This is a genomic window from Vibrio sp. N418 (genome assembly GCF_000222565.1).
Classification (GTDB): Bacteria; Pseudomonadota; Gammaproteobacteria; order Enterobacterales; family Vibrionaceae; genus Vibrio; species Vibrio scophthalmi.
The window spans coordinates 1-6,538 of the sequence record NZ_AFWD01000076.1 but is presented as its reverse complement, the minus strand read 5'-3'; the positions used below and the strand labels follow the sequence as shown (position 1 = coordinate 6,538).

At 40.3% G+C, this 6,538-nt stretch carries 9 protein-coding genes; all 9 read left to right on the top strand.

Going from position 1 to position 6,538, the window contains the following annotated elements; all coding sequences use genetic code 11:
• Positions 1-196 precede the first annotated feature (196 nt).
• The 9 genes from RH86_RS16405 to RH86_RS16365 all read left to right on the top strand — a co-directional run bounded on the left by RH86_RS16405 (position 197) and on the right by RH86_RS16365 (position 6,428).
• A complete protein-coding gene (locus RH86_RS16405; RefSeq protein ID WP_009387347.1) occupies positions 197-565 on the top strand; it encodes a VOC family protein in 369 nt (122 codons plus the stop codon).
• A gap of 80 nt (positions 566-645) precedes the next feature.
• Positions 646-1,218 (top strand): hypothetical protein, encoded by a 573-nt coding sequence (locus RH86_RS16400; RefSeq protein WP_139047664.1) that lies wholly within the window; start codon positions 646-648, stop codon positions 1,216-1,218.
• Positions 1,219-1,378: 160 nt separating this feature from the next.
• Positions 1,379-1,858 (top strand): hypothetical protein, encoded by a 480-nt coding sequence (locus RH86_RS16395; RefSeq protein ID WP_009387345.1) that lies wholly within the window; start codon positions 1,379-1,381, stop codon positions 1,856-1,858.
• A gap of 177 nt (positions 1,859-2,035) precedes the next feature.
• Positions 2,036-2,917, top strand: a complete 882-nt coding sequence (locus RH86_RS19990; protein WP_009387344.1) for an acyl-CoA thioester hydrolase/BAAT C-terminal domain-containing protein — start codon at positions 2,036-2,038, stop codon at positions 2,915-2,917.
• Between the two features lie 151 nt (positions 2,918-3,068).
• Positions 3,069-3,461 (top strand): SMI1/KNR4 family protein, encoded by a 393-nt coding sequence (locus RH86_RS16385; protein ID WP_009387343.1) that lies wholly within the window; start codon positions 3,069-3,071, stop codon positions 3,459-3,461.
• A gap of 150 nt (positions 3,462-3,611) precedes the next feature.
• The gene (locus RH86_RS16380) at positions 3,612-4,154 is read left to right on the top strand and encodes a DUF6933 domain-containing protein (RefSeq protein ID WP_223296360.1); all 543 of its coding nucleotides are present in this window, start codon (positions 3,612-3,614) and stop codon (positions 4,152-4,154) included.
• A 143-nt stretch (positions 4,155-4,297) separates the two neighbouring features.
• Positions 4,298-4,984 carry a hypothetical protein gene (locus RH86_RS16375; protein WP_139047663.1) on the top strand — a complete coding sequence of 229 codons (687 nt, stop codon included), beginning with the start codon at positions 4,298-4,300 and terminating at the stop codon, positions 4,982-4,984.
• Positions 4,985-5,138: 154 nt separating this feature from the next.
• On the top strand, positions 5,139-5,516 hold the full coding sequence (locus RH86_RS16370; RefSeq protein ID WP_009387339.1) for a hypothetical protein: 378 nt from the start codon (positions 5,139-5,141) through the stop codon (positions 5,514-5,516).
• A gap of 579 nt (positions 5,517-6,095) precedes the next feature.
• Entirely contained in the window at positions 6,096-6,428 is a 333-nt protein-coding gene (locus RH86_RS16365) for a hypothetical protein (RefSeq protein WP_009387338.1), read from the top strand.
• Positions 6,429-6,538: the final 110 nt, after the last annotated feature.

Here is a 6,538-nt window from a genome sequence, read left to right as displayed (position 1 = left end):
GACAGGCTTACCCAAGCCCCTTAGAAAAACGCGCATAACAAAGCGTTTAAGACGGACTCCCAACGCTTGGCGGCTTTAGTTCAAAGATATGCATCAGTGTTTATGGCATAATGTCTTGAGTACAGTGGAAGCGCTGCTCGCCACTTAACGCGGCGTTACATGCTTTCGGGTTTCTAGTAATCAAAAGGACTTCAAAATGATTTTAAATCACGTTTCAGTTGGTGCTTCTGATGTGTTGGCAGCCGTTAAGTTTTACGATTCGGTGTTGTCTACATTGTCCATTAAGCGTTCTCACTATATCGAAAGTGTAGCGGCTGCTTATGGTGAAAACTTCGAGTTTTGGGTTGGTAGTCCTTGCGAAGGTAAAGCGACTTCGAGTAACGGATTACATATAGCTTTCAATGCCCCAAATAAAGAATCTGTTGACCAATTCTATGCCACAGCAATCGAGCTAGGTGGTACATGCGAAGGTAAGCCGGGTTTTAGACCAGAGTATGGTGAAACTTATTATGCGGCATTTATTCGAGACCTTGATGGAAACAAAATTGAAGCAGTCATAACGTAGCTTCAAACACGCATATAACAAAGCGTTCAAGACGGATTCCCAACGCAAGGCGTTTTCGGCTTACTTTGGGCTAAGTGTTTATGTCACAATGGTTTAGGCAGGGTGGTAGGCGTTGCTCACCACTTAACGCGGCGTTAGCTGACAAACATTATCATACTAGTTGGAGTGAACTGATGGTATCAAAAAAAGAACTCTGTAGCCTTTATGAAGAAGTATTAGTTAAGTTGATTGAGCAGAATAATGAGAACATGAGGTTTTATGTTCAGCAAAAAGCATTTTCTCACATGACTTTATCAATTGCATTTTGGCATGACGATTTATATTGGAATATTTGGAACAAGGATGGTTCAAAGTTTAATGAACACCCTAAAGACTCCCATTATGAGTTTATCATTCATTGCGTAGGCGATGAGAAAGACGAGGCATCGGCGAAACTGAGGGGAATTTATGCTGATTGGGCAGATACTGACGATGTATTTACTCCTTTTATAAAGCTTTCTCACGAAGCTCTAGCTGCGGCACTTAAAACAGAAGTTGTCAAAAACAAGCTAATTAGTATTTTGTATGAAAATTCTAGTTTTAAAGCAGTTAATTATAATGATGTCATTCATGTAGAAGATCCTGATGGGGAATTTAAGTTTAATTTCATGTAATCCATTGGTAAAAGCAGCTAACAAAGCATTTAAGACGGATTCTCAACGCTTGGCAATTTAAGTTCAGGTCAGCTTTAGTGCTAAATGTGGCAAGGTTTAAGGTTTGGTGGTCGCGTTGTTCACCACTTAATGCGGCGTTAGAAATTACAAGGAATGTATCGTGTGTAAGAATAAGATTTTTTGGGGCTTATCTGCCCTTTGTCTGAGCATACCCATTACGGCAAGTAGCGCTGACAAAATGCTGTTGGAAGCGAATTCAAAGTTAGCATTATCGTATTCACATTATCGTCTTACTGAGGTTGAAGCTAACGATTCAAAGTCGGTCATTGGTCAGATAATGGCAGGAACTCCTGGGCAAACAATTGCAGTTTCAGATCAGCGCGTACTGAAGGATGTACTTGATAGTTTTCATCAAATGTGTGGCTATCAACCAAGTCAAGTGACTGCGATAAACGTGGTCTCACATAGTTACCCAGAGTTCTATGAAGTATGGGAGTTTGATGACAACGATTCACATATGGGCAACGGAAAATCAGCACTATCATTGGTTCTAAAGGCTTTGCCCAATAATGGCGGGACAGATATCGATATTTATGGAGATTGTCATCCCAAACCTTTAAGTTTCACAAACCTAAAGTAATTTCTAACAAAGCGTTTAAGACGGATTCTCAACGCTTGGCATTTTCGGTTTACTGTAGTTTAAGTGTTTATGTCACAATGGTTTAGGTCGGGTGGTTGGCGTTGCTCACCACTTAACGCGGCGTTATGCGTAATAGCAATCCAATGCGTTGAACCATGTGTATTTAAAGGGGACGGTATGAGGTTATTTAAGACATCAATTTTATTTGCTACAGCTTTGACCTCTTTTTATTCGTTTGCAGTTTCTCATCGTACTGTCGACAATCCGGCTATTGTAGGAGATCTTTATTACACTGAAGGTCGGTTGAATCAGCCAGTGATTATGATATTAGGTGGTTCAGAAGGGGGGGATTTTGTTACTAAGTCTGCTGTAATACGAATAAGTGCCAATGAGTTGGTGCGCAAAGGTTATGCTGTTCTTTCATTGTCCTATTTTGATCAAGAGTCTCCGTCAAAGGCTATACCCGCATCACTAACACGCGTGCCACTTGAATACTTTGAGCAGGCATTTAATTGGGTTCAAACTCAAGATGATTTAAAGAAAAATACCATCGCAGTATATGGTACTAGCCGTGGTGGTGAGTTAGCACTTCTTTTAGCAAGTAAATTCGAATTCGTCGAATTAGTAGTAGCGGGTGTACCTAGCGCATATGCATGGAGTTCATATGATCGATACCGTACCGAGGAAGCATACTTAAATCTCCTTGAAAGGGATCCATGTCAATCATCTTGGACATGGGGAGGCAAGGATGTCGCTAACATCTGTCTGAAATACTCAGATAACTATAGCCCTTGGTATAAGGTTATAGAAAATGAAGATTTGGTGGAACAGTTTATGATTCCCTTAGAAAATAGTAGTGCGGCAATACTTTTGACGTCTGCACGTTATGACACCGTGTGGCCTTCTTATGAAATGTCAAATCAGATCATGTATAGGTTAGAATTAAGTAATTACTCTTATCCGTTTAAACATAAGTCATATCTTTCTGATCACTTTTTGCACACAAGGAGTTGGCCAGATGTCTCTGAATTTATTGAATTGCATTACCCACCTAATTAAAGAAAATTACGCATAACAAAGCGTTTAAGACGGATTCCCAACGCTTGGCATTTTCGGATTACTTTGGGTTAAGTGTTTATGTCACAATGGTTTAGGCTGGGTGGTTGGCGTTGCTCACCACTTAACGCGGCGTTATAGCTTTGGAGTAAAAATGGCATTCAACTTAACAGAAGAACAATTAGTTAATACTGAGTTGGAGCTTGGTGCAAGGCTCCCCCATGATTACCGTGAATCAATGAAGACTGATAATGGTGGTGAGGCAACGACCGAAGAAGATGATTGGGAGCTTTACCCAATCAAGGACAACTCCGATCGAAAAAGGCTAGCTCGTACTTGTAACCACATTATTGCAGAAACCAAGTCGTGTTTTGGTTTTGGCAATTTTCCACACAATGCATTGGCAATTGCCAGCAATGGTCTTGGAGAACAAATGGTTTTCCTAAAAGAATCAGCACAGTTCAAACCAGAAGTTTATATTTGGCTTCATGAAACCGGAGAGACTCAGTTGCTTGCAAGTTCATTTGCCAAGCTAGAAAAGCTATAACAAAGCGTTTAAGACGGATTCCCAACGCTTGGCATTTTCGGCTTACTTTGAGTTAAGTGTTTATGTCACAATGGTTTAGGTAGGGTGGTAGGCGTTGCTCACCACTTAACGCGGCGTTATGTTGCAATCAGCTACCAATATGCTCTACTGATGGGTAAGCCCTTATTATTAGTGAGAATTCCAACTATGTATCAATTGCGTTGCACTAAGAAGTCTCAAGATCTACTTGGTTTAAAAGCCCAAGACTTATCCGAAGTTGACAGTGAATCTCATGTTCTGGGGAATTGGTATATGCACATATTCACTCAAGAGCGTCGTAAGTGTCTATTTTTCATGGAAGAAAAGACTCTGATGTCTTTCATTTTGGTTGGCTTTAGGAAATCAGAATCTAAATACTTTCATGAAGCCTTCAAAAGTGGGCTGCTGAACCTTTTAGAGTTAGAAAACGCACCAAGAGAGATCCTAGCTTCGTTTGAAAATGCTCCGGCAGCGATTGGCTTTACAAAAACTGATAGCCGAAAATTAGTTGGGCATATGAATGAAAAGATGTCGTTATTCCAAGATTTTATCCATGCGGAGGGTGGGTTTGAACATTGTGACCTTTCTGAAATTACAGCAACTATCAATAGAATGCCACAGCGTCAATTAGGGTGGGCGTTATCAGTTGAAGCTCTAAATGACCTATTCAACTAGCAACATAACAAAGCGTTCAAGACGGATTCCCAACGCTTGGCATTTTCAGCTCACTTTAGTTTAAGTGTTTATGTCACAATGGTTTAGGTAAAGTGGTTGGCGTTGTTCACCACTTAACGCGGCGTTAGAAAATGGAGGTCAAATTGAACGATTATGTTATCGCTTACAAAGCTCTCAAAAAATCGAATAGAGCTCGACTGATATTAAGTTGTTTTTGTGAGTTAAGTGGGGCTGAAAAATTACAGGTTGCTCTTCAACTTTTCGTTCTCGGTTGTTTTTTTATAGGGTTAGTAGCCTTTGATGAAAGTAAAAATATACTATTTATGACAGCTGTCATATGGGGACCAGTTGCTTACTCATTGATGGTTACATTATCTGACTTACCCGCGAAAAAGTATCAATATTTGGGGAGTCAATTTGATGAAGTAATCAAGTCGAGAGCGTTTAATTATGATTATGCGAGAGTTTTTATGTTCATTGAGTTCGTTAACGAGCTACAGCCCCAAGGAATTAACTACTCAAAAGTTCGAGATACTTGTGATATCGAGCTAAGGTCTATGGCAATCGCTCCTATATTAGTATCTCCGTTGCCAACTTTCTTTGTTGCATTCTTAGCTTCATCACTGACTTATGGTTTTTGGCAAACAAACAATGAAGATCTTTTTGTAATTGGTATTTTAGGCACGCTTTGTGGTGGGTATCTAATTTATCTGTTTGTAACAGGAAAAAGTTGGGTACATGACAAAATAGTTCGTCTAAGGAAGTACTGTGAGTTAATTTCCTTGATGACTGATGAGCAAAGATCAGTGCTGGCTGTGAAAATTTTCTAACAAAGCGTTCAAGACGGATTCCCAACGCTTGGCGTTTCAGGCTTTCTTCGGTTTAAGTATTTATGTCACAATGGTTTAAGTTGGGTGGTTTGCGTTGCTCACCACTTAACGCGGCGTTAGCAGCTACTATAGTTTTCAATGCAAGGAATGTAGTGTGGGTAAAGTTGAAATCGTAAAAAGTCTCTGGGATAAATTCAGTGCCGGAGATTATGAGGGTTCCAAATCCTTGTTTAATGAGCAGCTAGAAGTTATATGGCCAACAAGTCGTGAATATTACGAAAGTGCTGATGAGTTCATTGCTGTAAACGAAGTCTTTGGTAAAGATTGGATGTTTGAAGTAAAGCATGCCGAGAGCACTGACTCGGATAAAGTCATTAGTATCGTTTACGTTACAAGCCCCTCTTTCCCGGATAGTTTTTACGCTACAAGCATATTTACATTTGCATCAAATCAAATTTGTCGGATGGAAACGTACTGGGCATTTGAAGATGTTCAGCCCGAGTGGCGTAAGGATCTTAGTAAGGTGTACTAGCGGCTAACAAAGCGTTCAATACGGATTCCCAACGCTTGGCATTTTCGGCTTACTTTGAGTTAAGTGTTTATGTCACAATGGTTTAGGTAAGGTGGTTAGCGTTGCTCACCACTTAACGCGGCGTTAACTGGTTTCCGTGAAAATCCCCCCTTGTGTGCGTTTCTGTTTGTAGCTAATTTCTCTGATTTGCATTATTTGGTCTAATGAAACGATTGTGATTGTGGCTAAGTTGCGTGACTGCGTGTTAGACGCTTATTAGGCGTCTAATATAAGGGTTCGGAGTTAGATGACTAAGTTTCATGGTACAAGCATTAGATTGTGAGATATTCGACAGACTCGAAAAATAGTCGAAAGAGTTCCCTGAGTAACTATTTGGGTTAGCTTAACTAATGGTTATCCTAGCTTTTGTGGTTGTGTTGAGTTCACCAGTTAACAAAGTGTTTAAGAGGGACTCAAACGCTTGGCGAGTTGGTATCAAATGTCGAGTTAGGTGTTTTAGTCACAATGGTTTAGTTTTGGGGTATAGCGTATTTCGCCCCTTAACACGGCGTTATGTGTTTTGAAGGAATGGTAACAAAAGTGAAAATCTCAATATCTTCTGAGGAATTTGTAAATGAGTTCTCTGAGCTCAAACGTCAGCTAGTTGAAGGCTATTTTTCGAAGGATTCAGAAATATCTCGCCTAAATACGTTGGAAGACGCTGGTATCGATGCGAAGCAGTTAGATGTAATAAAAGGCGTTGTGGATGAGTCTTTGACGGATGCTCTGTATACAATTCTACTTGGTTTAGAGGGTAGCGCAGCTATCGGTAAGCATCAGATTTACTACAAATTACAAGATGAATTAGGCACTGAGTTAACAGGTGAGTTTGAAGAGTTAGCTTTCGAGGCACTGCAAGAAAAACACACATAACAAAGCGTTTAAGACGGACTCCCAACGCTTGGCGCTTTCGGCTTTCTTCAGTTTAAGTGTTTATGCCACAATGGTTTAGGCAGAGTGGTTGGCGTTGCTCACCACTTAAC

Coding starts and splice junctions, on each gene's coding strand:
- RH86_RS16405 (WP_009387347.1), top strand. CDS start 197: ATGATTTTAAATCACGTTTCAGTTGGTGCTTCTGATGTGTTGGCAGCC.
- RH86_RS16400 (WP_139047664.1), top strand. CDS start 646: ATGTCACAATGGTTTAGGCAGGGTGGTAGGCGTTGCTCACCACTTAAC.
- RH86_RS19990 (WP_009387344.1), top strand. CDS start 2,036: ATGAGGTTATTTAAGACATCAATTTTATTTGCTACAGCTTTGACCTCT.
- RH86_RS16385 (WP_009387343.1), top strand. CDS start 3,069: ATGGCATTCAACTTAACAGAAGAACAATTAGTTAATACTGAGTTGGAG.
- RH86_RS16380 (WP_223296360.1), top strand. CDS start 3,612: ATGGGTAAGCCCTTATTATTAGTGAGAATTCCAACTATGTATCAATTG.